Below are 24,678 nucleotides of genomic sequence, written 5' to 3'. Positions count from 1 at the left end.
CGTGGTGGGTGCGGTTGGACGCTGTTCAACGCCGTTCAGTGCATCCGTCTGCTCCCAACCTGCTCCCCCAATCTCCGCAGGAGACCGCCGGCAGTTCACGGGATCGACTCGGGAGACTGTGGCCATACTCCGCAGCGCTTCCGTGGAGGTCATGGCCCGATCGTGCCGGTTCGGCGTCCGACTGGAACACCACCATGTGCGGGCGCTTCTTGATCCGCACCGGCCGGTCGTCGTCGTGAAGTCTCCAGATGTCGCCGGGACGCCCTGCATCAACCGTTATTGCCACGACCACCTCCGTTGGGCTCGGGCACAAGCTGTCGGACCATCCAGGCCGCGGGCGGCCGGGCCGGCGAACCGGTACCCGACCGCCCGCGTGCTGATCGCTGGCGAACCTACAGGTCCAAGGGCTCAACCCAGATGTTGCGGTACTGGACCGGGTTGCCGTGATCCTGCAGCCGGATGGCACCCGTCGCCGGGCCTTCGGGTCGGCTGCTGCCGGTCGGGCCGAGGATCTCGACGTCGTCCTGCACCTTCACACCGTTCCAGACCACCGTGACGCGCGGGTTCTCGACCTTCTTGCCGGCCGCGTCGTAGCGGGCCTGCCGGTAGACGATGTCGTACGTCTGCCAGGTCTCGGGCGGCAGCGCCGCGTTCACGTCGGGGGCCTTCTGGTTGTAGATGGCCGCGGCGTCGTTCTTCTGGGGCGGGTCGATGCCGAACGAGTCCAGTATCTGGATCTCGTAGCGGTCCTGCAGGAACACGCCGCTGTTGGCGCGCGCCTGGCCGGTCACGTCCGGCGGGTACAGCGGCAGGTTGAACTCGAGGTGCAGGCGGAAGTCCCCGAAGGCCTGCAACGTGCGCAGGTCACCGTTGCGCACCGTCATGGCGCCGTCGGAGACGGTCCAGGTCGGTTCGCGTCCGTCGGTGTGTTGCCATTCGGTGAGCTCGCGTCCGTTGAACAGCGTGATGCGCTTGCCGTGCGGCCGCACCGCGAGCACGTCGAGATTCACGTGTCCGGAGTCCGCGGCCTCCTTGCGGTACTCGACCACGTTGCGCCCCTTGTTCAGCGGCACGGTGGTGGTGACCGTTCCCCATTCCTCCCAGGTCACGGTCGAGGGGAAGACTGTCTGCTCGACGCGTTCGCCGTTGACGTACAAACTCAGCTGTTTCTGGCCGGAGTAGGGGTTCGGGCCGTTGCTGTAGCGCATCGCCACGTCGTAGCTGCCGCTCTCGCCGGCGTCGACGGAGATCCGGGTCGACGAGCCGTTCTCGGTGAACCCGGCGGCGAAGCCCGCGCCGGAGTAGGCGGCGTGGTCGGTGGCCATACCGACCGAGACCGTTCGGCCCTCTTCGGCCTCGAAGAATGTCTGCGGTTGCACCACGCGGCCCGGGATCTCGTTGAGCGTGTACCAGGCCTCAGTGTTCCACAGCTCCTCGCCGCCGGCGGAGGAGAACGGACGAGGGGAGCGCACGTGTACCACGCGGTTCTCCTTCAGGCCCGGGATCTGCAGCTCGACCGTGCGGCCGTCGGCCGACAGCTCGGCCTTGGCCACCTTGAGCGTCTCCAGCTCGAGCTTCGGACCGCCGTACTGGCTCGTGGCGCCGTAGCGCCACTGCTGCACCTGGTACGCGTCGGCGAGCTGCTGCGCGGTCTCGGCGGACAGCGGCTCGGTGTACTCCAGCTCGAATCCGACATGCGACGCGCGCATCTGCTTGACCTCGAAGACCGAGGTGCCGTTGGGTGTCAGCTTCTGCAGGCCGTAGGTGAGCTTGCCCTCCTGGCCCCAGTTGCCGCCCGCGCCCAGGCCGCCGACGTAGAGCGCGCCGTCGGGGCCGAGGGCCACCTCGTTGATGCCGGACTCCAGGCCCTGCGTGTGCCGGAACACGGCGCCCTGGTACTGCCCCTCGATCTCTTCCAGGAAGACGCGCTGCAGGCCGCCGTAGGTCACGTCACCGACGACCAGCTGCCCCGCGTACGGCCCCTGCTTCAGCAGCACCGGCGTGGACGGCGAGTTGGCGATCTCGTTCTGCGGCAGCCAGACGATGGGACGGGTCACCGCCTTGTCGTCGTACGGGCCCGCGGGGGTGGTGTAGTGGTTGTAGAACGCCCCTTGCTTGATCTGGATCAGCTTGTTCGCGGGCAGCCAGCCCCCCTGGTTGTCGGTGACGAGGACCTCGCCGCGCGGTCCCCAGCCGATGCCGTTAGGGGTGCGCAGGCCGCCGGCGACGTACGTGATCTCGCCGGTCGCGGCGTTCACCTTGATCGACGTGCCGCGGTTGCGCGCCGGCTGGGGCACGGTGGTGGCGCCACCGAGGTTGATGGCGACTGACAGGTTGAGATAGAAGTACCCGTCCCGGTAGAGCAGGCCGAACGCGAACTCGTGGAAGTTGCCGCCCCACGGCCAGGTTGCCACCGTCCGGTAGTCATCGGCGACGCCGTCGCCGTCGGTGTCGCGCAGGGCGGTCAGCTCGTGCTTCTGGCTGACGTAGAGGGTGCCGTCGACCACCGCCACTCCCTGCGGTTCGCGCAGCCCTTGCGCGAACTTGCGGTAGGTGACCTGTTCGGGGCCGGTCTTGCCGGTGACGCCCTCGGCCAGGTAGACCTCGCCGGTCGCGTTGTCGGTGCCGCCCCAGGTCGAGATCACCAGGTCGCCGTCGGGCAGGAAGGCCATGCCGGTGACCTGCGGCTCGAAGCCTTCGGGGCGCAGGTCGGTGAGCGTGTAGCCGGGGTGCACCCGATCCAGGGGAAGGCCGTCTCCCGCCGAGTCGGTTGCGCCCTCGCAGTACTTCCATCCCGGGGCGGTGACGCGTACGACGTCGGCCTCGGTGCTCAACGCGGAGGTCGGCACGAGTTCGAATCCGCTCGCGCCCGGGGGACGCCACTCCAGCCGCAGCACCTGGCCGCCGCCGTTCTCGAAGAACTCGACGAACAACGGGTGCAGGCCGGCGGTCAGGGTGAGCGACCCTTCCTTGGAGGTTTCGCCGTGAAGGCCGTCGTGGTCGACGACGAGCTTGTCGTCGATCGTCAGCCGCGACCCGTCGTCACTGGTGAGGCGGAACGTGTACTCCCCGTCGCTGGGCACGGTGAGGTTGGCGATGGCGTGGCTGATGAACCGGTCGGACAGGCCGAACTCGTCGGTGCTGGTCCAGTTGATCTGGGGCATCAACTTGTCGACGTTCGGAGTCTGTGCGGGTTTGAGGGTGCACAGCGCCGACAGTGGTGCGCCCATGTCGTATGAGCGCAGGGTGACGCCGGGTTCCTGGGGCGGGACGTCGGCGCTGACGGGCGCCGCCGCGGACGGGGTGACGGGGACGGTAGCGAGCAGGGTCGCCAACGCGGCACCTGCGGCCGCGAGCGCGGCTCTCCGGCGTCGGTGCCGGCCGTTCGGTGCGGTCATGGTTCCTCCTGGTGCGAGTGGTGGGGGCCGGCCGGGAGGATCGGTGGGGCTCGCCTCCCTTGGAACCGGTGTCTTCGACCTCGCAGCACAAAAGATCGATGAGCCACACGCTAATCTTTAGATCGATACGGTTCAACTTTTGAATTTTCGAATGAAAGCAGGGCCCCTAAGGGGGGTCGCGTAGGACGGCCGGCGCTCCCCCTCGCGTTCCTCACCTACCAACTCGCGGTCCAGCTGTACCGGGCACGGCCGAGGTGCGTGGAGATCGGGGACTCGAAGTCGGGAGTCTCCAGGTCCGGAGTGCGGCCTTCAGGGAGGTAGGCGGGCAGGCGATGCGCGCATCGTCAGTACGACCGGTACACCACGCCGTCGAGGTCATCGTCGCCGTAGGCGGCCGAGTTGGTGAGGTGACCGTCGTACGGACCGACCTTGGTTACTGTGTTGCCGTCGCGGAACACGATCTGCAGGCCGTGCTCTGGTTCCCAGGCACACTCGCACTCGATCGAGATGTAGACACGCTGATCTCCGTAGGGATCGCGACTGGCTGTCGGCTCAGCACCGAGCCGAACATGGTCCAGGACGGTGTGTGGGCCGTCGATCGCGATGTACCAGTCGTCGTCGCCAGCGGCCTGGACATCATCCATGACGTCTCGGTAGTACGCGTAGATCGATGGGCAAGCCGCAACCAATGCCGAGTGATCGAGCGCGAGGAAGTTGCGGATGGCCGAGTGGAAGTCCTCCTGCGCCGGGTCGTCGTCGTACCCGTCGATCAGGAATCGGCACGGCTGGTCGCCCAATACCGGTACCGGTACCGGCTCACTCCGATACCAACCCAGATCGGCATCGTTGACAACCGTCCCGAGACCAGGAATCTGCACGTCGGTCACCGTAGTGTGCGCCGCGACGCCGCCGTTACTGGAGGCCCGCTCAGCAAATTACGTGCGGTACCGGCACCGCACGTGGGGCAGGGTTCTGGCCTCCAAGCCTAGGGCGGCCGGACGCACCGCCGGGACCGTCCACACGCCGCGGGTTCATCCGATGAACGCGGGGACTGCCTCGTCGTATACCGGTGGCGGATGTCTTCGAAAAGATTTGGGCGTGCTTGTCGATTGGGGCTGGTCCTCTTCGTCGTCCTGGTGAGAGGCCGGTACCGAGCCGGTCCACACACCCACTGGAGGGCACGATGACCACCACCGTGAACACGACCCACGCCACCACTTCCACGCTCGGTGTGATGATCCGGAACGGTGTCATCGCCGCGGTCGCCGCGAGCGCCGCCACCACGGCCGTCGCCGCCGCCGGCCACGCGGCAGGGGTCAGCCTCGACCTGGGCGGCGCCCCGATCCCGGTGGCCGGCTTCGGCGTGCTCACCGCCGCTTTCTCGCTGCTCGGCGTCGTCATCGCCGCGCTGCTGTTCCGGTTCGCCCGACGTCCGCGGCGCACCTTCGTCCGCACGACGGTGGTGCTGACGGTCCTGTCGCTGCTGCCGGACGTCATCGCCGACGCCGGGACGGCCACCAAGATCCTGCTGATGCTCACCCACCTGATCGCGGCCGCGATCGTGATCCCCGCTGTCGCGCGCCGCCTCCCCGCCTAACCACCCCACCCCGCAGGTCAGAATCCACCGCCGCGGCGAGTTGGCGCACATGGCCGGCTTCCCAACACCGTGGACGTTTGTGGTCAGGGCACTAGATCATACGGCGCCGTACCCGCCACACCACCACACCGATCAGGACCGCCGCGACGGCGACGAACAGGGCCGCCTCGATGAGCTGGAACGTCCAGAACCGGTCGGCCGGGTGGTAGACCCCGAACTGCTGGATGCCCCGCGCGTGCAGGAACTGGTTGAGGTTGGTGCCGGCCCGGTTGGCAGCGCCCTCCAGCTCGTAGTACTCGGTCCAGCTCAGCCTGCGCCCGGTGGCGTCTGCGTAGCCGTGTTCGATCACCCAGTCAGCGAAGCTGGGCACGGGCAGGTGCCCCGCCTGGTCCTTCGAGCCGCCGACGGGGACCGGCTCCATGGTGGTGAGCGGCGTGGCGTACGCGGGACGGGCCAACAGCGCCACCGACATCCGGGCGGCGAGGAACGCCCCGAACGCGACGCCGAACGCAGGCAGGCTGCGCCGCAGGATCGCCCCGGCGGCGGTGGCGACGCCGAACGCGAACAGCGCGTACGCCACCGGAACAAGCCCCTCCAGGTCGAAGGCGTCGTACTGGAACCGCCCTTCCCACGCGTCGAATGGCTGACGGAACCAGGTGAGCACCGCGGTGAACATCCCGGTGAGCGTGACGGTGACGCCGGCCAGTGCCGCGAGCTTGGCCGCCAGCCAGCGCATCCGCGGCACGGCCTGCGTCCAGGCGAGCTGCCAGGTGCCGTCCTCCAGTTCGCGCGCGAGCAGCGGCGCACCGAGGAACGCACCGATGACGACGGGGACCAGATAGAAGCCCGCCAGGAGGTTCTCGACGTACCCGTACTCCTCGTCGAGCCGGCGGAAGGAGGCCGCGCAGTCCTCGTTGATACCGGCCTCTCCCGCACACCGGGCGGGACCGCCGGGGAACAGGTCGTGGGCCTGCGTCCCGAGCACGAGCAGGGCAATGCCGAACATGCCGACAAGCAGACCCAGGACGCAGACCTCGGTCCGGTGCTGGCGCCAGATCAACCACGTCATGCCGCCACCTCCGACGTGACCGCGGCGCTCGGCTCGGCCGGCCGGCGCAGGTACGCCAGCACCAGGTCCTCCAGCGCGACCGGCTGGGCCTGCCACCCCGGCGCGGCCGGGATCGCGCCGTCGCGTACCAGCAGGGTCGTGTGCCGGTCGCTGTGGACGGCCTCCACGACGGTGCCGGCCCGGTCGAGGTCGGTGGCCGTGCGCGGGCCGACGAGCAGCCGGTGCTCGGCGAGGAGGGTGTCGATGTCACCGGTGAGCGTGACCTGGCCGTGGTTGAGCACGACCAGGTGGTCGCAGACGCGCTCCAGCTCGTGCACGACGTGGGAGGAGAACAGGACGGTCACCCCGCCTTCGGCCACCGCGCCCATGAGGACCTGCAGGAACTCGTGCCGGGCCAGCGGGTCGAGGCTGGCCACCGGCTCGTCGAGGACGAGCAGGTCCGGCCGCTTCGCCAGCGCCAGAGCCAACGCGACCTGGGCCTGCTGCCCGCCGGAGAGCGTGCCGGCCCTGCGGTCGAGCGGGATGCCCAGCTTCGCCAGCCGGCGCTCGGCCAGCCCCTGGTCGAACCGCAGGTTGCAGGCCCGGCCGAAGCGGAGCATCTCGGCGACGGTGAAGCGCTTGTACAGCGGGTGGTCCTGGGCCAGGAATCCGACCCGGGACAGAATTTGCGGGGTGCTGACGGTGACGTCGTGGCCGAGGACCTCCACCGTGCCGGTGCTCGGTGCCAGCAGCCCGACGACCAGGCGCAGCAGCGTGGTCTTGCCCGCGCCGTTCGGCCCGACCAGGGCGATCACGCCGCCCGCCGGCAGGGCCAGGGTGCAGTCGCGCAGCGCCCAGCCCCTCCGGTACCGCTTGCCCACACCGTCGGTGCGCAGCGCGAACTCGGTCGCTGTCACGCCACTTCCTCATTCCTCGTCTGCTGGTGGACGGAAGTAAAAAGCGCGTTGACCGCCTGCTCGTCGAGGCCGGCCCCGTAGGCGCGGCGCAGCCAGGTCGCCAGGCCGCGGCGCAGCGACGTGTACGTCGATGCCGACATCGCGGCCGACTGCTGTTCATTGACGAACGTGCCCTGGCCGGGCCGGCCGGTGACCAGGTTCTCCTGCTCCATCTGCCGGTACGCCTTGGCGACGGTGTTCGGATTGATCGCCAGGTCCTCGACCACCTCGCGGATGAGCGGAAGCCGGTCACCGGGTTGGAGAAAGCCCAGCAGCACCGCCTGGCGGACCTGCTGGACGAGTTGCAGGTACGGCGGCACGCCGGAGTGGGTGTCGAGCCGGAAGACGAACACGGTAGCCCCTTGCTGCTTTCCTAGTACCATAGTAAAGCAGTAAGTTGGCGGTCAAGAGGGCCGACGCGCCCGCACGATCGCGGCACCGGATCCGGGCGCACGCCTGCCCCGACCGCGCGGGTACCCGCGCGGTCGGGGCGCGAGTCACCTCAGTGGGTGGAAGCAGTGACCAGGGCTACCGTGCGGCACACCCGACTGCCGATACGAACAAGTGCGCGTCGCTCCGCTCGGCAGGCAACGCACACGCTCATGGCTCGCCCTCCCCTGCTATCCGGCGGGAAGCACGGGGTATAGATCGGCAGCAATCGAGGATGCCATCGGCTCAACGGGGCGAAGCGTGCCAAGAATCAGAACCACCGGCCAGCCGTTGTGACAACCACGTGCAGGTTGCGCGGACCGTGAACGCCTTCAACCCGGTTGAGTTCGATGTCGCTGGTCGCGGAGGGTCCGCTGATCCAGGTCAACGGCCGGTGCGGAGCCAATCGGGCGAGGGCGCTGGGCACGTCGGCGACGACCTGCTCGGTGCGCAGCACGCACACGTGCACGTCGGGCAGCAGGCTGATGATCCGGCGGCCCTGGTCCGGGTGGGCGTCGAGCACGATGGTGCCGGTTTCGGCGACAGCCACGGCCGCCGCCGTGACCACCCCGTCGACGGCGGCGATCTGCGCCGCGGTGAGGCTCTCGTCGACCACCGTGGCGACGGTGCCGGGCAGCCAGTGCCGGGGCAGTCCGGGTGGGATCACGACGCGTCCGCCGCCGAGGATTCCGTCGATGACCTGCGCGACCTCATCGTCGGTGCACCGGTGGACGGTGGCCCGGTAGTCGGTGAGTCGGTGGGCCAGCAGGTCGAGGTCGGCGGCGGCGCCGGCGGGCTGGTGATCGCGGGCGACGCCGGCTGTTGTCGCCGGGGTGTCGCCGAGGGCGGCGCGGATCCGGCTGAGGACGAGCTCGCGGGCGTTCACCGCTCGGCCCACCATCGGCGGAAGGTCTGCGGGGGTGCGGCGGGGAGGTCCCGGCTGGCGGTCCAGCCGTTGAGCGGTGGTGGCAGGGCGGGGCCGGCGATTCGGCCCAGGCCCGCGGCGCGTTGCGCGGCCGCGTACAGCGCGGGGTGGTCCATCGTGTACGCGGCGGCGGCCATCGCGATGGCTTCGCTGCGGGGATGCGGGGCTTGGGCGCGCAGGTGGACCAGCAGCTCCGGTATGTTGATCATGACGGGGCAAGCGTCGTAGCAGGCGCCGCAGAGCGACGACGCGTACGGCAGAGACGGGTTGTCGGCGACCCCGGTCAGTTGCGGTGACAGCACCGCCCCGATCGGTCCCGGATAGACCGAGCCGTAGGCGTGCCCGCCGGTGCGTTCGTAGACCGGGCAGACGTTGAGGCAGGCGGAGCAGCGGATGCAGTGCAGCGCCTGCCGACCCACCTCGTCGGCGAGCACGGCGCTGCGGCCATTGTCCAGCAGCACCAGGTGCACCTGCTGCGGCCCGTCGCCGGCGGTGACCCCGGTCCACATTGACGTGTACGGGTTCATTCGCTCCCCGGTGGAGGCCCTGGGCAGCAGTTGCAGGAAGACTCCGAGGTCGGCCCAGGTGGGCACGACCTTCTCGATGCCCATCACGGTGATCAACGTCTCTGGCAGGGTCAGGCACATCCGCCCGTTGCCCTCCGATTCGACCACCGCGAGGGTGCCGGTCTCGGCGACGGCGAAGTTCGCCCCGGACACGGCCACCTTCGTGCTGAGGAAGGTCTGACGCAGGTGCTTGCGCGCGGCGGCGGCCAGGACCGCCGGTTCGTCGGTGAGGTCGGGGTCGACCCCGGGCATCTCCCGCCGGAAGATCTCCCGGATCTCGGCCCGGTTGCGGTGGATCGCCGGCACCAGGATGTGGCTGGGGCGGTCCCGGCCGAGCTGCACGATCAACTCCGCCAGGTCCGTCTCCACCGGCTCGATCCCGGCCGCCTCGAGGGCCTCGTTGAGACCGATCTCCTGGGTGGCCATCGACTTGACCTTCATGACCCGGTCGGCACCGGCGGCCCGGACCAGTTCGGTGACGATCCGGTTCGCCTCCACCGCGTCGGCCGCCCAGTGGACCGTGCCGCCGGCCGCGGTGACCGCCGCCTCCAGCTGCTCCAGCAGCTCCGGCAGCCGGGCCATCGTATCGGCCTTGATCGCCGAGCCGGCGGCCCGCAACTGTTGCCAGTCCGGCACCTCGGCGATGACCGCACCGGACTTGGCCCGGATCGTGGTCGTGGCGTGCCGCAGGTTGCGGCGCAGTTGCGGGTCCGCGAGGCCACGGCGCGCGGCGGCCGGGAACGGCTCGCCTTCGCGCAGGTTGCCCACCCCCCGCGGGGCCGTCGTCGGCATGCCCAGGAATGTTCGCGTCACGACCGCACCTCCCACCGGGCCTGCTCCCCCGCCCGGTCCTCGTCCTCGGTGCTGGCCAGAATCTCCGCCAGGTGCACCGTCCGCACCCCGGCACGCAGCCGCGACAGCCCGCCACCGATGTGCATGAGGCACGATGCGTCCCCCGCCGTGCACACGTCCGCCCGCGTCGACAGCACGTGACGCATCTTGTCCGCCAACATCGCGGTCGAGGTGTCCGCGTTCTTCACCGCGAACGTGCCGCCGAAGCCGCAGCACTGCTCCGCTTCCGGCAACTCCACCAGATCCAGCCCCCGCACCGCGCGTAGTAGCCGCAGCGGTTTGTCCCCCACCCGGAGCATGCGCAGCGAGTGACACGTTGGGTGGTAGGTCACCCGGTGCGGGAAGTACGCGCCGACGTCGGTCACCCCGAGCACGTCCACCAGCAGCTCGGACAGCTCGTACGTGCGCCGGCCCACCTCTTCGGCCCGGCTGGCCAGCCGTTCGTCCCCGACCCGGCGGGCCACCATCGCGTGCTGGTGCCGCACCGACCCGACGCATGAGCCGGACGGGGCCACCACCACGTCGTACGGGGCGAAGACGCGCACGTGCCGGCGGACCAGCCGCACCGCCTCGTCCGGGTAGCCGGTGTTCACGTGCATCTGCCCGCAGCAGGTCTGGTCGGCGGGGAACACCACCTCGTGGCCGAGCCGCTCCAGCAGCCGTACGGTTGCCTTCGCCGCCTCGGGAAAGAGGGTGTCGGCAAGGCAGGTGACGAACAGCGCGACGCGCATCTTCAACCACCCATCCGTTTCTCGGCGGCCCGCCAGGCCACCTCGTCACCGCGCGGCTCGTACCTCACGATGTGCTCAGTCTCGCGCAGAACGGTCCGTAGGGCAGCCAGGTCCCCGTTGATCACACCGGCGGCGCGGGCCTGTACCAGGATGTTGCCCAGCGCGGTGGCCTCGACGGGACCGGCGAGCACCGGCAGTCCGCAGGCGTCGGCGGTGAGCTGGCACAGCAGTTCGTTGCGGGCGCCGCCGCCGACGATGTGCACGGCGTCGACGTGCCGGCCGGAGAGTTGCTGGGCCTGTCGGACGGCCCGCCGGTGCGCCAGCGCGAGGCTGTCCATGATGCAGCGGACGGTTGCCGCCGGGTCTGCGGGCACCGTCTCGCCGGCGCGCCGGCAGGCGTCGGCGATACGCGTGGGCATGTCGCCGGGCGGCAGGAACGCCGGGTCGTCCGGGTCCACGACGGAGCGGAAGGCCGGTTCACGGGCAGCCCGCCGCAGCAGGTCGGTCAGGTCGCCGGCGCCCCAGGCGCGCAGGGATTCCTGCAACAGCCACAGGCCCATCACGTTGCGCAGGTAGCGGACCGTGCCGTCGACGCCGGACTCGTTGGTGAAGTTGGCCCGGCGGCTCGCCTCGCTGAGTACCGGGGCGTCGAGTTCGACGCCTACGAGAGACCAGGTTCCGCACGAGATGTAGGCGAAGTGATGTCCCGCCGCCGGTACGCCCACGACCGCCGATGCCGTGTCGTGCGAGCCGACGGCCACCACCTGCGGCGAGCCAGGCAGGGCCAGGTCGGGCCGGACCGGGCCGATCCGGGTGCCCGGCTCGCGCAGCGGCGGGAACAGCTCGCTGCGGATGCCCGCGTCGGCCATCAGGCCGGTGGCCCAGGCCCGCCGCCTCAGGTCGTACAGCTGGGTCGTCGAGGCGTTGGTGACCTCGGCGCCGAGCTGGCCGGTGAGCCAGTACGCGATGAGGTCCGGGATCAGCAGCAGCCGGTGGGCGATGTCGAGCTGCGGCGTGCCGGCGGCCGCGACGAGCTGGTAGAGCGTGTTGAACGGCAGCTGCTGCAGGCCCGTGGTCGTGTAGAGCCGCTCCTCGCCCAGCTGTTTCGCGACCCGCTCGGCGACCCCGTCGGTGCGGGCGTCCCGGTAGTGCACCGGATTGCCGAGCAGGGCGCCGGAGGCGTCGACCAGCCCGTAGTCGACGGCCCATGAGTCGATGCCGATGCTGGCCACGGGGCCGGCGGCGCGTAGGCCGTCGAGCACACCCCGCCACAGGCGGAGGATGTCCCAGTGCAGGGTGTCCCCGGCGCGCACCGGCTCGTTGGCGAACCGGTGCGCCTCCGTGAGGTCCAGCCTTCCCGCGCCGACGCGTCCGACCATGACCCGGCCGCTGGAGGCGCCCAGATCGACGGCGGCAAGGTTGACGACGGTGTTCACAGCATCCCCCGTCGGACCGCCCACACCACGGCCTGGATCGGCGCGTTCACGCCGAGCCGGTCGCACACGGCCCGTATCCGCCGGCGCACGGTTAGTGGCGGCGGCACAACAGGAGGCGCAGGGCGGCCGCTGCTTGGGCGGGGACAACGCCGTTGCCGAGGACGCGCAGCGCACCGGTACTGCGCTGGGAGTTCGAATCGGAGCCGGAGGCCTTGCAGATGGTTGATCGTCTGCTGCGCGCCGACAGCGCCGGTCAGTGACGGGCGCAGGACGGTGGCACTCCCCCGCCGCCGGTCGGCGCCGGGTGAGGCGCGGGGGGCCACGGAATGACGATGAGTGCGGCCCGCGCCGTCGCCCCAGGACGTGGCAGCGCAGGTCCTGGGAGCGGGCTGCGGGCGAACCGCGGGCGGCCGCCGGCCACCCCGAGGCTGAGGGTTCCGCATGGGGCGAGTGATGCGGTAGCCGTCAGCTGAATGTTGGGAAGAGTTGCGTACCACGAGGCGATGGGGCACGGGGGCGGCCCGGGACCGCGAACGGTCCGACGGCAACCCGCGAAGCTGCGAGGAGCGCTTGTGGTTCCTGGCCAACGGCACCCTCAGCAACAGTGCGGCTCGCGCCGGGACGCACGAGCGAACCGGGGATATGGGTGAGTACGTCCGCAGGCAACTCGGTAGTTTTGGCGGGTGCCCCCACAGATTCCGCATCCCGATCCCGGTGTGCCGGACACGAGGGGGCCGATGCGGTACGTCTGGTGGCTGGTTCGCTGCCAACCCTGGCGGGTGCTGCGCGGCACCGTGGTCGGCACGGCGTGGATGATCGGGCTGTCGGTTCGGCCGTACCTCGTCTCCCGCGCCGTCGACGACGGACTGCGCGCGCACGACACCCGAGCCCTGTTGCTATGGGTCGCCGCAATCGTCGTCGCGGGGGTGGGGCTGTCGTACCTGGGCATCATGCGGCACCGCACGATGACCTTTGTCCGAGAGGACGCCACAGCCCGCTCCGCGGCGGTCCTGCTGCGCCAGTTGTCCCGGATCGGCGCGGTGCTGCCGCGCCGGCTCGCGGCGGGGGAGGTTGCCACCGTCGGCGGCTCCGACATCGGCTACACGTCGCAGGTGCTGACCATGACTGGCCCGGGCGTCGGCGCGCTGATCGCGTACGCGGTCATCGCTGTCGTGCTGTGGTCGGTTTCCCCGTTGCTGGCGCTGTGCGTGCTGCTGGGCGTGCCGGCGATCGCGCTGTTCATCGGACCGTTGCTGCGCCGCCTCGAGCGGGCGGAGTCCGTCTACCGGCACCAGCAGGGCATCCTCACCACCCGGGCCGGCGACATCGTGGCCGGGCTGCGGGTGCTGGCCGGGGTCGGCGGCCGCGGCTTGTTCGCGCGCCGGTACGCCGCCCGCTCCCAGGACCTGCTTGCCGAGGGCTATCGGGTCGGTGCCGTCTACAGCTGGATTGACGCGTTGACGGTCGCCATACCGGGGCTGTTCCTCGCGGCCGTGGTGTGGCTCGCTGCTCGGATGGCGGTCGCTGGCGACATCACGGTCGGGCAGATGGTCGCCGTCTACGGATACGTGGCGACGCTCATCGTGCCGGTTTGGTTCCTGCTTGAGGGAAGCTACGGGGTGATCCGGGGCCGGGTCGCCGCCGGTCGCATCATCGCCCTGCTCAACCTGACCCCGGACCGCGTCGGTGGCCTGACCGTGCAGGACGTGGACGGGCCGGGGAACGTACCCGGTGCCCGCCGGCCGCTAGCCAGGTCCGCACCGGTACGGCCCGCAGACCTGCACGACCCCGCTTGCGGACTGACCGTGCGCGATGGTCGGGTGACCGGCGTGGCCGCCGACGACCCGGCCGAGGCCATCGCCTTGGCCGACCGGCTTGGACGCTACGTCGTCAGCGACGTGACCTGGGGCGGCGTGCCGCTGACCGGGATCGCACTCGATGAGGTACGCGCCCGGATCCTGGTCGCCGACCACGACTCCTACCTCTTCGCCGGGACCCTACGGGATATCCTGCGCGGCCGGGGGTCGAGCGCCGACGGCCCGGCGAGGAACGGCGACAGCCGCACCCGGGCAGGGAAGGGTGACACCTTCGCCCAGGCGGGAGGCGCTGACCACCGGATCAGGGCGGCCCTGCGTGTCGCGTCGGCAGAGGACATCGCCGACGCGCTGCCGGACGGGCTCGGCACCCCGATCGACACCCGGGCCCGCACACTCTCCGGCGGCCAGCGCCAACGGGTACGGCTGGCTCGGGCGCTGCTCGCCGAACCTGAGGTGCTGATCCTCATCGACCCGACGTCGGCGGTGGACGCGCACACGGAGGCGCGGATCGCCGAGCGGCTGCGCGTCGCGCGGGCCGGGCGGACCACCATCGTGCTCGCTACGTCACCGTTGCTGCTCGGGTACGCCGACACGGTCGCGCATCTGAGCGAGGGTCGGATCGTCGCCACCGGCACGCACGCGGAACTGCTCGAACAGGACCGAGGCTACCGGCAGTTGGTCGCCCGGGGCAGCGACGACCTCGACTTTGAAGACTTCACCGGGCCCCAGGGGGCGTTGCGGTGAGCCGGCTACCAGTGGCGGACCGTGCAGCCGTCCGACGGGAGATGCTGGACCTCGTCGGCCGGGACCGGCGCGCGGTCCTGGTCGTGCTGCTGTTGCATGGTGCCGCCGCGATCGCCGGACTCGCCGCGCCGTGGCTGCTCGGCAGGATCGTCGACCAGGTTGCCGCCGGCGCGGGCGTCGCCACCGTGGACCGCTTGGCGATGGCGATCGGCGGATGCGTTCTGGTGCAGGCACTGCTCTCCCGGTACGCCCAGTACGCCGGTCACCGGTTCGGGGAGCGGGCGGTTGCCCGGCTGCGCGAGGAGTTCATCCGCAAGACGCTCGGCCTGCCCGTCTCCGTCGTGGAGCGGGCCGGCTCCGGGGACCTCGCCACCCGCAGCTCCGTCGACGTGTCAACCGTCGGGACGACGGTCCGCGACGTCGTGCCCACCATCGTCATCGCGTCAGCGCAGCTGACGCTGCTGTTCGGGGCGATCTTCCTGCTGCACCCGATGCTCGGCCTGGTAGCGCTGGCCGGGCTGCCGCCGATCTGGGCGGCGAGCCGCTGGTACCTGCGGCGGGCCAGCTCCGCCTACCTCGCCGAGGGCGCCGCCACCGCGGAGCTGACCGAGACGCTGACCACCACCGCCGAGGGCGCCCGCACCGTGGAGGCGCTGCGCCTCACCGACGAGCGGATCGTCCATGGCACCGAGCGCATCGGCCGGGTGTGGGCCAGCCGCCGGGCGACCCTCGCGTTGCGGACCGTGTTCTACACGGTGGTGGAGGCCAGCTATCCGTTGCCGATCGCCGCAGTGCTGCTGGTCGGCGGATTCTTGCTGTCCAAGGGGATGGTGTCGCTCGGTGAAGTGGTCGCCGCCGCGCTCTATCTCCAGCAGGCGATCGAGCCGTTGGACCGGATCCTGCAGTGGACCGAACAGGCGCAGCGCGGCTTCGCGTCATTCGCCCGCGTGCTCGGCGTCGGCCAGGTGCCACCGGAGCCGCCAGGCAAGGCCTCCGCGCCACCAGGGGAACGGCTCGTCGTGCGCGGCGTTCGATTCTCGTACACCGACGGCCATGACGTCCTGCACGGCATCGACCTGGAGGTACGGCCCGGTGAGCGGCTGGCCGTCGTCGGCCCGTCGGGCGCCGGAAAGTCCACCCTGGCCCGGCTGCTGGCCGGAATCGACGCACCGCGACACGGCGCGGTCAGCATCGGCGGCTGCCCGGTCACCGACCTGGATCCCGCCGAGCGCCGCCGCCGGATCGCCCTGGTCACCCAGGAACACCACGTCTTCATCGGCTCTGTGCGCGACAACCTCGCCTTCGCCGCGCCGGACGCGTCCGACGAACAGATGCAAGCCGCGCTGGTCGCGGTCGGCGCCGACTGGTACGCCGAGCTGCCCAACGGCCTCGACACGGAACTCGGCGACGGGGCCAGGCAACTCGGGGCGGCCGATGCGCAGCAGCTCGCGCTGGCCCGGCTAGTGCTCGCCGACCCCCACACACTGATCCTCGACGAGGCGACAGCCGCGCTCGATCCGACGACCGCCCGGCGTACCGAGCGCGCGCTGGCGGCCGTGCTCACCGGCCGGACCGTCATCGCGATCGCGCACCGGCTCAACACCGCGCACGACGCCGACCGGGTCGCGGTGATGGAGGACGGCCGGATCACCGAACTCGGCAACCACGACGAACTCGTCCGGGCCGACGGGGCCTACGCATCCCTCTGGCGCTCGTGGCACAGCTGAGAGGTTCGTGCAGCAACGCCAGGGCCGGCTCGCCGTGGTGTGACCTACGCATTACGAGATCAAGTTGGACGACCCGCCGACCTGGGCACTGGTGGCTTAGCAGCGAAAATGCCTTCTGACATCTCACCGCTCCCTACCTTCGGTGGACCTTTTGCGGACTAGATGCGGACCGTCCGCGGCTAGCACGCAGACTTCTGGACGAAGGTTGCGCGTTCCCCGGTGTCCGGTTTGTCGGCCCTCTGCCACAGGCTGTCGCGCTGGGGCGGCCGACCTCTGCGAGACCGGCCGGCCGCAAACTGGTGCGATCGCGGGCAAGAACGGACCGCGCGTGGCCAATCGCCTCATTGGGCGCCCTGGACGAGCAGACTGTCACGGTTCCCGGACACGCCGAAGCCGAGATGATGCTGCCGAGGCTGGCCAACAGCCTGCGTGACGTGCTTCAGCGTGACCCTGCCCTCCGAGGTGAAGAGGATGCTTGATGCGCATCCTCTCGCTGCGGTCCTGAGGCCGATGCCCGGCATCGGCGTCAGGACCGCAGCCCGGATTCTGCAAGGAGCCGGCGACGGCAGGGCCCTTCATCGCCCCAGGACATCTGGCCGCCGACGCCGGCGTGGCCCACCGCTCGGTGTCTCTGGGGCTGCCCCACCAGTAAGGGGCTCCGGGAACCCCAGAGAACTGGCATAGGCGGCGACGGCATGCGCCATTTACCGGTGCGACGACCCCGGACACCAAACGTCGCGCATACGAGACCACCACCTCCCAGATGGCTTGGTCGTCGTCTGGCAGCTCTGGCAAGCCCAACTCGTCGACCGCCTGGTCCAGCAGCTCGCGTGTCTCGCGGTACTCGCCCCGCGAGAGCCCAGCGTGTTCCCGCAACGATGGGCTATCCGGCCTCTCGACAAGCGCTCGCGCACCGGGCTGGCACTCCACCTTGCTCGCTTCCAAACAGTGTTAGCCGTCACCGAAGGTGACGGCTAACACTACTGGTGCGATACCGGCGCCGGAGTGTCGACGATCTGGCGGGTCAGGTGACCCCGATGTTCAGGTAGAAGTGGCCGAGCTTGAGTGATAGCGAGGCGCCTCCGAAGTGGTGAATGAGCAGAGCCAACAGAATGACGATCAAGATGCAGACGACGAGCCAGATCAGGAACCACACGAACCCTGGGATCCCGTAGCGACCGACGCGAGCCATTAGGCTCGCCCCCTCGCGGTTGGCGCTGCAACACGCGCCGCCGCGCATGGACGTGTCGGCTGCCGGCAACTGCGCCCGGCGCTAGCGGACGTCTCCATACAGCCTCCTTTATTGAGGTGTCCGCGAAACTTCCCTACCGAGGCGCGCGTCAAACCGGGCCGTAGGAGCGCGCTTGAGGATCCCGGTCCCCGCGCTGGACGTACAGCACCTCATCCTTAACCCACCAGACGTCGCCGGCGAAGAGGCAGACTGGAGCATCCAACGTCAGGGCAAGGAGACAGCCGCCAGAGCTACCGGGCAACCCCTCCAGATCGTCGACCAACTCCGCCCGGCCTGCGGTGATGGGCTCAGTCATCACGCCACCATCCTGCCAGCGCTCGTCGCTCAATCAACGTCTGAGCCTGTACCTCGCCGTCGTCACCCAGTCAGTCGCTCAGCTCAATGCTGTTTGCTCTGGTACAAACGCGCCTGGGCGTCACGCGCGCCTTGAGCACGCTCGATGAGCTGAGCGCCAACACCTCCGCTCGCTCCGGGGACAACGCCAACCATCCCTGAGGTCCATCATCGCCTGGACCAGGAAGGCTACGCGTCAGAGTCTCCGGCGGCAGGTCGACGTCCAACCGAACGAAGTAGCCCACCAGGTTGCCGAAGTCGACGTGTGCTTCGAGGTATCTCTCATCGTCAAGCGGCACGTCATCATCCTCGTTGAGGACGTCAGCTTGGGAATCGGGTTGATCGACACAGTGGGTAGCCGCGCTGCCTGGCGAGTGAGCACGGAGCGTTCAGCTTGCGGCTGCCGGGGTGCCGCTGTGGGCCGGTGTTGACCGCTGCATCGGGCACCCATCGGGCACGGCGACGCTTCAGCGAGGCGAGCCATCGGTCGGAAAATCGGGGGCACCCACGGGGGGTGTCACCGTACGGTCCGGGGATGCATGACGCGGATGGATACTTCGGTAAGGACGTGGCGGCCAGATATGACGACCCGACGTCGGAGATGTTCGATCCCGCCGTCGTCGAGGAGACGGTCCACGTACTGGCCGACATCGCCGGCGGGGGCCGCGTACTGGAACTGGGCATCGGGACGGGTCGCATCGCGCTGCCGCTCGCCGGCAGGGGCGTGTCCGTACACGGCATCGAGCTATCCCGCGCGATGGTCGACCAGATGCGTGCCAAGCCGGGTGGCGACGCGATTGACGTTACGATCGGCGACTTCGCCACGACGAAGGTCGACGGGACGTTTTCGCTGGCCTTTCTGGTCTTCAACACGATCATGAACCTGACCACCCAGGAAGCCCAGGTGGCCTGCTTCCGCAACGTCGCCGATCACCTGGAGCCGGGTGGCTGCTTCATCATTGAGGTCCTGGTCCCCGAGCTGCGGCGGCTCCCCTACGGCCAGAACATCGTGCCCTACACGGTCAGCCCTACCGGCTGGGCGTATGACGTCTACGACGTCGCCACCCAGAGCACCACCTCCAACTACGTTCGCGTCGTGAACGGGGTTGGGTCGTGTCGCTCGATTCCCTTCCGTTACGTGTGGCCGTCCGAACTGGATCTGATGGCACAACTCGCCGGACTGCGCCTTCGCGATCGCTGGGACGGTTGGAATCGAAAGCCGTTTACCCACGAAAGCCGACAGCACGTATCGGTCTGGGAGAAGCCCATCGACTAGCGGACGAGCCGCCGTCCCGTCTGCCGCCGACCCGACCGCCTGGGGAGCGGGCCGCCGCCCGGTCCGCCACGTCAAGCAGACCTTGACGGACGTACGGACGCTGGCGGGCCGGGCGGTGGTCTGCTCGGCTCGCCCGGGTCGTCGGCTGGCGGGATGGCCCTGCCCAACCACCCAGGAGGCGAAAGGTGCTGCGCTGGGAGTTCGACTCGGAGCCACAGGCCATGGAGATGGTTGATCGCCTGCTGCGCGCCGACACCGCCGGCCAGTGGCGGGAGCAGGACTGCGGCACTCCGCCGCCGGGTACTGGCGCTGGAGAGGCGCGGCGGGTCACATAGTGGTGATTACTTACCTCTCTCGCCTAGACGCCGACCGGTCGGCGCCTGCAAGTTCTGGTTCCATCGCTGCTTGCCACCCGGCAGAGCAGTGCAGCCGCCGATGGCGGCCAGAAGCAGCTCCACTTGAGCTGCCGTCCTCACCCGTGCCCATCGACATCGATCCGCCGCGAACGTTCCGTACCACGTAGTTGCCCACACTGGTGCGCTCGATCTGCACCGAGCGGAACGTGTCCTCACTCGTGACAGGGACGCTACCTGTCGCGGAACTGGGACCTGCCCTCAGTGGAGACGCAGCCCGGCGATGAGGACCTGGACCAGGCGGCGCGCGTCGTATCGGGGGTCGTTACCCGCGCCGACGCAGAGATTGCCGACGCCGCGCAGCAGTCCGTAGGCGCCGAGGTCGGGGCGGATCTCGCCCGCCGCGACGGCGGCGTCGAGCAGTTGGTCGCACACCGGGACCAGGCGGTCGAGGAAGTAGGCGTGCAGGGTCTGGAAGGCGGCGGCGTCGGACTGCAGCGCGGCAGCGAGGCCGTGCTTGGTGGTCAGGAAGTCGACGAACAGGTTGATCCACTGCTCGAGGGCGGTGTGCGGGGTGCTGCTGTCGGCCAGCAGGGCCGGCCCCGCCTCGGCACACGCCTCGATCTGGTGCCGGTAGACGGCGACGATGAGGTCGGCTCGGGTCGGGAAGTGGCGGTAGATGGTGCCCACGCCGACGCCCGCCCTGGCGGCGATGTCGCGCACGGGCACGTCGACGCCGGAGGCGACGAACGCCGCGGAGGCGGCGTCCAGCAGGGCCTTCTCGTTGCGCCGGGCGTCGGCCCGCTTGCGCGGCACCGGTCGCTCCGCGCCGCTGTCGATCTCGGCCAAGGCCAGTTACCCCCATCACACCACTTGGAATCCGGAACGATGTTCCGTATGTTCTTTATCGGAACGGCGTTCCGCTTGCTCAGCGTAGCGGCCGGGCGAGCCACCACCAAACGATGCGCCGCCGCACGTCCCCAGGAGGACCAGTCATGCAGTACCGCACCTTGGGCCGCACGGGTGTGCAGGTCAGCACCCTCGTACTCGGCGCGATGAACTTCGGCAGGATCGGTAACACCACCCAGGAGGACGCCACCACCATCGTCCACGCGGCGCTCGACGCGGGGATCAACCTCATCGACACCGCCGACGTCTACAGCGGCGGCGAGTCCGAGGAGATGGTCGGCAAGGCCATCGCCGGCCGCCGGGACGATGTCGTGCTGGCCACCAAGGCGACCCTGCCGATGGGCGACGAACGCAATCATCGGGGTGGCTCGCGACGCTGGCTGGTCACCGCGCTGGACAACAGCCTGCGCCGCCTCGGCGTCGACCACGTCGACCTCTACCAGATGCACCGGTGGGACCCGACGACCAGCGACGAGGAGACGCTGTCGGCGCTGACGGACCTGCAGCGTGCGGGAAAGATCCGCTATTTCGGGTCCTCGACCTTTCCGGCCCACCGCATCGTCCAGGCCCAGTGGGCGGCCCGGGAGGGGCGCCTGAGCCGTTACGTGACGGAGCAGCCGAGCTACTCGATCCTGCAGCGGGGCATCGAGACCCACGTGCTGCCCGTGACGCAGGAGTACGGCATGGGGGTGCTCGCCTGGAGCCCGCTGGCCTCGGGCTGGCTGTCCGGCGCCATCCGTGCCGGACAGGAGATCACCACGAACCGCTCGGCCTTCATGCGGCAGCGCTACGACGTCAGCATTCCCGCCAACCGGGCCAAACTCGAGGCCGTCGAGCAGCTCGCCGTGGTTGCCGACGGGGCCGGGCTCAGCATGATCCAGCTCGCGCTCGGATTCGTCACCGCGCACCCGGGCGTCACCAGCGCGATCATCGGTCCGCGTACGACGGATCACCTCCGCTCGCAGATCGCCGCCGCGGACACCGTGCTCTCCCCCGACGTGCTGGACGCGATCGACGCGATCGTGGCTCCCGGCGTCGACCTGGCCGCCCACGAGAAGCACGACACCCCGCCCGCTCTGCTTGACCGGGCGCTGCGCCGCCGCTGATCACTCGACATGCCCGTGGCCCGTCGGCCGACGACATCACCACCGCGCCGATAGCCGACCGGGGCCGCCCCGCCGCCGGGCGGCCCCGTGTCGGTCAGCGCGGCCGGCAGCCGGTCATCGGCGGAACGGCCCGGTGACGCAGTAGGTGATGCCGCCCGAGGACGAGCCGGTCGTGCCGCGTTGCGACGAGAAGTACAGCCGGTCCCCGGCCGGGGTGAACGCCGGCCCCGTGATCTCCGAACCGCTCTGTCCGGTGATCCGCAGGAAGACGGAGATCTTGTCGTCCGGCGTGATCATGCAGATTTCCATGTTCCCGCCGTCCTCGGCGACGTACAGGTCACCGGCCGTGGACCCGGTGATGTTGTCGACCCCGGTCAGCGGGGCGGTGCCAGGGCTGACCAGGTTGTCGTCGTAGGCGAGCTCGTATGTGCCGGCGGCCAGGTTGACCTGCCACACGCGGTTGTCTCCCTTGGTGGTGAACCAGACGGTGTCGTCCGCGTAGTGGCAGCCCTCGCCACCGTTGAACGTCTTCGCGCCGGACACCTGCTGCCGGGTCGGGGTGGGCGAGCCGTCCGGGTCGGGCACCGTGGCCCAGGTGAACGTGCCGGAGGTGGCTGTACCGGCGCGGAAGACCTGAAGGGTTCCTGCGGACAGGTCGCCCCAGGTGGTCGGCACGAAGCGGTAGAACTTGCCGTCGGTCTCGTCCTCGGTCAGGTAGATGACCCGGCGGACCGGGTCAGCCGCGGCCGCCTCGTGCTTGAACCGGCCCATCGCGGGACGTACCACGGACGTCCCGCCGAGCGGGTATGTCTCGAAGACCCGGCCCAGGGATACTTCCTCGCAGGAGAGCCAGGTGTTCCACGGCGTCTTGCCGCCGGCGCAGTTGTTGTTGGTGCCGGAGAGGATCCGCGACGCCCCGACCACGGCGCCGCTGGAGTTGAAGACGAGACGTGAGGCACCGCCGCCCGCATTGGCTGCCACCTCGGAGTTCGACACGTAGATCCAGCCGGTGCCGTTCGGGAACACGGCGCCGCCGTCCGGGGCGTCGTGCCAGGTGTACGACGTCCCCGGCACCGTCCGGCGGGATCGCGCGACGATCGAGCTGGTGAAGCCGGCCGGCAACTGGATGCCGTTGGCGTCGGCGGGCTGAAGCCCACCGTAGGGCCCCGCTGCGTTCTGCGCCGGGGCTCCGTACGCCGCCGACCACGCCGTGAACGGCAGGGCGACCGCGCCCGCACCGACAACCGTGGCCCGCAACATTGCTCGACGATCCATGGAACCTCCTCGGTAGGTTCCTCAGATCTGACCGTGCAGAGCTTACGCACTTCGATCGGTTGGATGAACGTCGATGGACGCCTCGGTGTGCAACGTCGTATCGACGACCATCTCGTCCCATGCATGGTGGCAGGTGTGACCCTGGCGCAGTCGAAACGGTTACCCGGGGGCGAGGCTCGTACCGGCCGGCCAGCCGCTTGCTGACCACGCCTTCGAGCCCGCCGCGACGGTCAACTCAGCGAGGGGCTTGGCGACGCTGGTGGAACAGGTCGGTGTGGTGGCCGCCCGGGTGGCTGTCGGGGTCGGTGTGAACGGTGGCGCTGGTCAGCCGGGACACGGCGTGGGCGAGCTGATGCTCGGCGTCAGTGGCGATCTTGTGCGCGGCGACGAGGCTGAGGTTCGCGTTCACGACCAGTTCGGCTTCGGCGGGCAGGCGGTGACCGATCCAGCGGAGTCGCACCGCGGCGACGTCCTGCACGCCGTCGACGGCGCGGAGGGCCGATCGAATGGCCTCCGATCCTCTCCGCTGCTCTCGGATTAGCTCGCCCGCATCGCCGTGATCGGATGATCTGCGCAGGTAGATCATCCTGGCTCGTCTCGTGCCTGGACCGATTCTGCGCCGCGTTGTGCCGCCTGCCGCACCTGGTCGTTCGCCGAGGTGGCGTCGCATCCGGTGGCGCGAAGGAGGTCGCTCGCGGCGGTGCGTAGCTGGGTGATCACTGCCTCCCCGAACTCATCCACGCCGAGCTTGCGGGCTCGGCCGGCCGCGTACACGGCGCCGCACACCGCGAGGCGGGTCTTCTCGGTAGGACGTCCGGCGCGATGTTCCTTGCGCAGCAGCTCGACCGCATCGGCGAGGCGTCCGACACTGGTCGCCAGTTCGGGCGGAATCGGCTCCCGGTACTGCAGCGCCATCGCTGATCGGCGGGCGACGCCGCGGCTGTGCTCGATGACGCGTTCCAGGAGTTGGGTGGCTCGCGCGAAGCGCTCCACGTCCTTCCTGCGCAGCCATCGCGCCGGCGCCAGGCTGACCACTTCCTCGGCGCCGCTGAGTGCCTGGTGCAATCGATCCAGGTCCGGCCCCATACTGCGGAGTGCGGTCAGGGCGCGTACGGCCCGTTCCCGGTCGCGGTGAGTCAGCGATGCGGCCACCTCCCTGAGCTCGTGCGCGAGACCGGCGAAGATCGGAGCGGCGTCACGGTCGAGGATCCGCATCGGGTTTAGCGGCAGCAGCAGCGCGACGACCAGGAGGCCCACCACTCCACCGACGGTGGCCTCTACGATCCGCGGCCACTCGAGGTCCTTCTGTGCCGGCGCCAGGGTGGCCAACAGCACGGCCGTGCCGCCGGCCTGTCCGACGGCCGCTCCGCTGCGTCCGAACAGCAGGATGGTCGTGAGGATGGCGCCGCCGACCACGAGTCCGGTCTGCCAGAGACCGGTGCCGAGCACACTCAGCAGGAAATCGGTGGTGGCGATGCCGAGGCCTACCCCGAGCAGCAGTTCGATCGTGCGGTGGGCGCGCTGGCCGAGCGCGGCGACGATCGTGCCGACCGCGGCGGACGGCGCGAAGACGGGTGCCGGGTTGCCCAGCACGTCGTGTCCGATCAGCCAGGCGAGCGCGGCGGCAAGGCCCGACTGCACCGAGATCACCGAAGCGGCCTCCAACTGCCGGAGCCGTAGGCGAGCCGCCCCGGCTCCTCGTCGCCGAAGCTTGGCCGCGACCACCTCGACGTGTGTGCTGTGGCGGTCACGCCGGGACGGGCCGAGGCCCAGCAGACGGCGACCACGAGAACCCACCGAGCACTCGTACCACGTCATGACTCGACTACGCCGGTCGACGGCAAGATGATCTCGAGCAGCGCGCCGTCGAGTGCGCGGCGGGGCGACGGCAACCGGACATCCATGGTCGTCATCAACGGTGATCTGCGACTGGCGTCCCGGTAGCGAG

At 69.9% G+C, this 24,678-nt stretch carries 20 protein-coding genes; 5 read left to right on the top strand and 15 right to left on the bottom strand.

What is annotated here, in order from left to right:
* Positions 1-392: 392 nt before the first annotated feature.
* The gene (locus tag ACW0Q9_RS03435; protein WP_456178380.1) at positions 393-3,398 is read right to left on the bottom strand and encodes a family 16 glycoside hydrolase; all 3,006 of its coding nucleotides are present in this window, start codon (positions 3,396-3,398) and stop codon (positions 393-395) included.
* Between the two features lie 344 nt (positions 3,399-3,742).
* Entirely contained in the window at positions 3,743-4,285 is a 543-nt protein-coding gene (locus ACW0Q9_RS03430) for a DUF6985 domain-containing protein (RefSeq protein ID WP_456178379.1), read from the bottom strand.
* A gap of 296 nt (positions 4,286-4,581) precedes the next feature.
* Between ACW0Q9_RS03430 and ACW0Q9_RS03425 the strand changes: the two genes are divergently transcribed.
* On the top strand, positions 4,582-4,995 hold the full coding sequence (locus tag ACW0Q9_RS03425) for a DUF6069 family protein (protein WP_456178378.1): 414 nt from the start codon (positions 4,582-4,584) through the stop codon (positions 4,993-4,995).
* A 91-nt stretch (positions 4,996-5,086) separates the two neighbouring features.
* Here the strand turns inward: ACW0Q9_RS03425 and ACW0Q9_RS03420 are convergent, their stop codons facing one another.
* From ACW0Q9_RS03420 to ACW0Q9_RS03390, 7 genes are all read right to left on the bottom strand, one after another.
* Positions 5,087-6,064 (bottom strand): ABC transporter permease subunit, encoded by a 978-nt coding sequence (locus ACW0Q9_RS03420; RefSeq protein ID WP_456178377.1) that lies wholly within the window; start codon positions 6,062-6,064, stop codon positions 5,087-5,089.
* Complete coding sequence (locus ACW0Q9_RS03415) at positions 6,061-6,960, bottom strand: ABC transporter ATP-binding protein (RefSeq protein ID WP_456178376.1); 900 nt, start codon at positions 6,958-6,960, stop codon at positions 6,061-6,063. Before ACW0Q9_RS03415 ends, ACW0Q9_RS03420 begins: the two co-directional genes overlap by 4 nt.
* On the bottom strand, positions 6,957-7,352 hold the full coding sequence (locus ACW0Q9_RS03410; protein ID WP_456178375.1) for a GntR family transcriptional regulator: 396 nt from the start codon (positions 7,350-7,352) through the stop codon (positions 6,957-6,959). The genes ACW0Q9_RS03415 and ACW0Q9_RS03410 overlap by 4 nt, the downstream gene beginning before the upstream one ends.
* 347 nt (positions 7,353-7,699) lie before the next feature.
* The gene (locus ACW0Q9_RS03405; protein WP_456178374.1) at positions 7,700-8,314 is read right to left on the bottom strand and encodes a LutC/YkgG family protein; all 615 of its coding nucleotides are present in this window, start codon (positions 8,312-8,314) and stop codon (positions 7,700-7,702) included.
* A complete protein-coding gene (locus ACW0Q9_RS03400) occupies positions 8,311-9,711 on the bottom strand; it encodes a lactate utilization protein B (RefSeq protein ID WP_456178392.1) in 1,401 nt (466 codons plus the stop codon). The genes ACW0Q9_RS03405 and ACW0Q9_RS03400 overlap by 4 nt, the downstream gene beginning before the upstream one ends.
* 17 nt (positions 9,712-9,728) lie before the next feature.
* On the bottom strand, positions 9,729-10,502 hold the full coding sequence (locus tag ACW0Q9_RS03395) for a (Fe-S)-binding protein (RefSeq protein ID WP_456178373.1): 774 nt from the start codon (positions 10,500-10,502) through the stop codon (positions 9,729-9,731).
* Positions 10,503-10,504: 2 nt separating this feature from the next.
* Complete coding sequence (locus tag ACW0Q9_RS03390) at positions 10,505-11,938, bottom strand: rhamnulokinase (RefSeq protein ID WP_456178372.1); 1,434 nt, start codon at positions 11,936-11,938, stop codon at positions 10,505-10,507.
* 737 nt (positions 11,939-12,675) lie between these two features.
* Between ACW0Q9_RS03390 and ACW0Q9_RS03385 the strand changes: the two genes are divergently transcribed.
* Both ACW0Q9_RS03385 and ACW0Q9_RS03380 read left to right on the top strand, forming a co-directional pair.
* Positions 12,676-14,499 carry an ABC transporter ATP-binding protein gene (locus ACW0Q9_RS03385; protein ID WP_456178371.1) on the top strand — a complete coding sequence of 608 codons (1,824 nt, stop codon included), beginning with the start codon at positions 12,676-12,678 and terminating at the stop codon, positions 14,497-14,499.
* Between the two features lie 41 nt (positions 14,500-14,540).
* Complete coding sequence (locus tag ACW0Q9_RS03380) at positions 14,541-16,226, top strand: ABC transporter ATP-binding protein (protein ID WP_456178370.1); 1,686 nt, start codon at positions 14,541-14,543, stop codon at positions 16,224-16,226.
* Positions 16,227-17,250: 1,024 nt separating this feature from the next.
* Here the strand turns inward: ACW0Q9_RS03380 and ACW0Q9_RS03375 are convergent.
* Positions 17,251-17,382, bottom strand: coding sequence for a hypothetical protein (locus ACW0Q9_RS03375; RefSeq protein WP_260428364.1), 132 nt, complete (start codon positions 17,380-17,382; stop codon positions 17,251-17,253).
* A 184-nt stretch (positions 17,383-17,566) separates the two neighbouring features.
* Positions 17,567-17,773 carry a hypothetical protein gene (locus tag ACW0Q9_RS03370; protein WP_456178369.1) on the bottom strand — a complete coding sequence of 69 codons (207 nt, stop codon included), beginning with the start codon at positions 17,771-17,773 and terminating at the stop codon, positions 17,567-17,569.
* 573 nt (positions 17,774-18,346) lie between these two features.
* On the opposite strand from ACW0Q9_RS03370, the gene ACW0Q9_RS03365 reads away from it, so the two are divergent.
* On the top strand, positions 18,347-19,087 hold the full coding sequence (locus ACW0Q9_RS03365; protein ID WP_456178368.1) for a class I SAM-dependent DNA methyltransferase: 741 nt from the start codon (positions 18,347-18,349) through the stop codon (positions 19,085-19,087).
* Positions 19,088-19,701: 614 nt separating this feature from the next.
* On the opposite strand, the gene ACW0Q9_RS03360 is transcribed toward ACW0Q9_RS03365, so the two are convergent.
* On the bottom strand, positions 19,702-20,280 hold the full coding sequence (locus tag ACW0Q9_RS03360; RefSeq protein WP_456178391.1) for a TetR/AcrR family transcriptional regulator: 579 nt from the start codon (positions 20,278-20,280) through the stop codon (positions 19,702-19,704).
* Positions 20,281-20,435: 155 nt separating this feature from the next.
* Between ACW0Q9_RS03360 and ACW0Q9_RS03355 the strand changes: the two genes are divergently transcribed.
* Positions 20,436-21,455 carry an aldo/keto reductase gene (locus ACW0Q9_RS03355; RefSeq protein WP_456178367.1) on the top strand — a complete coding sequence of 340 codons (1,020 nt, stop codon included), beginning with the start codon at positions 20,436-20,438 and terminating at the stop codon, positions 21,453-21,455.
* A gap of 114 nt (positions 21,456-21,569) precedes the next feature.
* Here ACW0Q9_RS03355 and ACW0Q9_RS03350 read toward each other — a convergent pair whose 3' ends face one another.
* From ACW0Q9_RS03350 to ACW0Q9_RS03340, 3 genes are all read right to left on the bottom strand, one after another.
* Positions 21,570-22,730 (bottom strand): alkaline phosphatase PhoX, encoded by a 1,161-nt coding sequence (locus ACW0Q9_RS03350; protein WP_456178366.1) that lies wholly within the window; start codon positions 22,728-22,730, stop codon positions 21,570-21,572.
* Positions 22,731-22,965: 235 nt separating this feature from the next.
* Complete coding sequence (locus tag ACW0Q9_RS03345) at positions 22,966-23,316, bottom strand: cation transporter dimerization domain-containing protein (RefSeq protein WP_456178365.1); 351 nt, start codon at positions 23,314-23,316, stop codon at positions 22,966-22,968.
* Entirely contained in the window at positions 23,313-24,380 is a 1,068-nt protein-coding gene (locus tag ACW0Q9_RS03340; RefSeq protein WP_456178364.1) for an FUSC family protein, read from the bottom strand. Before ACW0Q9_RS03340 ends, ACW0Q9_RS03345 begins: the two co-directional genes overlap by 4 nt.
* Positions 24,381-24,678 lie beyond the last annotated feature (298 nt).

This window comes from Micromonospora sp. I033 (assembly GCF_053890995.1).
Note: the sequence above shows the minus strand (reverse complement) of the source record. Positions and strands in the feature narration are given on the sequence as shown.

Excerpts from the sequence above, each read along its gene's own strand:
- ACW0Q9_RS03435 (WP_456178380.1), bottom strand. The coding sequence starts at position 3,398 with ATGACCGCACCGAACGGCCGGCACCGACGCCGGAGAGCCGCGCTCGCG.
- ACW0Q9_RS03425 (WP_456178378.1), top strand. The coding sequence starts at position 4,582 with ATGACCACCACCGTGAACACGACCCACGCCACCACTTCCACGCTCGGT.
- ACW0Q9_RS03420 (WP_456178377.1), bottom strand. The coding sequence starts at position 6,064 with ATGACGTGGTTGATCTGGCGCCAGCACCGGACCGAGGTCTGCGTCCTG.
- ACW0Q9_RS03400 (WP_456178392.1), bottom strand. The coding sequence starts at position 9,711 with ATGCCGACGACGGCCCCGCGGGGGGTGGGCAACCTGCGCGAAGGCGAG.
- ACW0Q9_RS03395 (WP_456178373.1), bottom strand. The coding sequence starts at position 10,502 with ATGCGCGTCGCGCTGTTCGTCACCTGCCTTGCCGACACCCTCTTTCCC.
- ACW0Q9_RS03385 (WP_456178371.1), top strand. The coding sequence starts at position 12,676 with ATGCGGTACGTCTGGTGGCTGGTTCGCTGCCAACCCTGGCGGGTGCTG.
- ACW0Q9_RS03380 (WP_456178370.1), top strand. The coding sequence starts at position 14,541 with ATGCTGGACCTCGTCGGCCGGGACCGGCGCGCGGTCCTGGTCGTGCTG.
- ACW0Q9_RS03370 (WP_456178369.1), bottom strand. The coding sequence starts at position 17,773 with ATGACTGAGCCCATCACCGCAGGCCGGGCGGAGTTGGTCGACGATCTG.
- ACW0Q9_RS03365 (WP_456178368.1), top strand. The coding sequence starts at position 18,347 with ATGCATGACGCGGATGGATACTTCGGTAAGGACGTGGCGGCCAGATAT.
- ACW0Q9_RS03355 (WP_456178367.1), top strand. The coding sequence starts at position 20,436 with ATGCAGTACCGCACCTTGGGCCGCACGGGTGTGCAGGTCAGCACCCTC.
- ACW0Q9_RS03350 (WP_456178366.1), bottom strand. The coding sequence starts at position 22,730 with ATGGATCGTCGAGCAATGTTGCGGGCCACGGTTGTCGGTGCGGGCGCG.
- ACW0Q9_RS03345 (WP_456178365.1), bottom strand. The coding sequence starts at position 23,316 with ATGATCTACCTGCGCAGATCATCCGATCACGGCGATGCGGGCGAGCTA.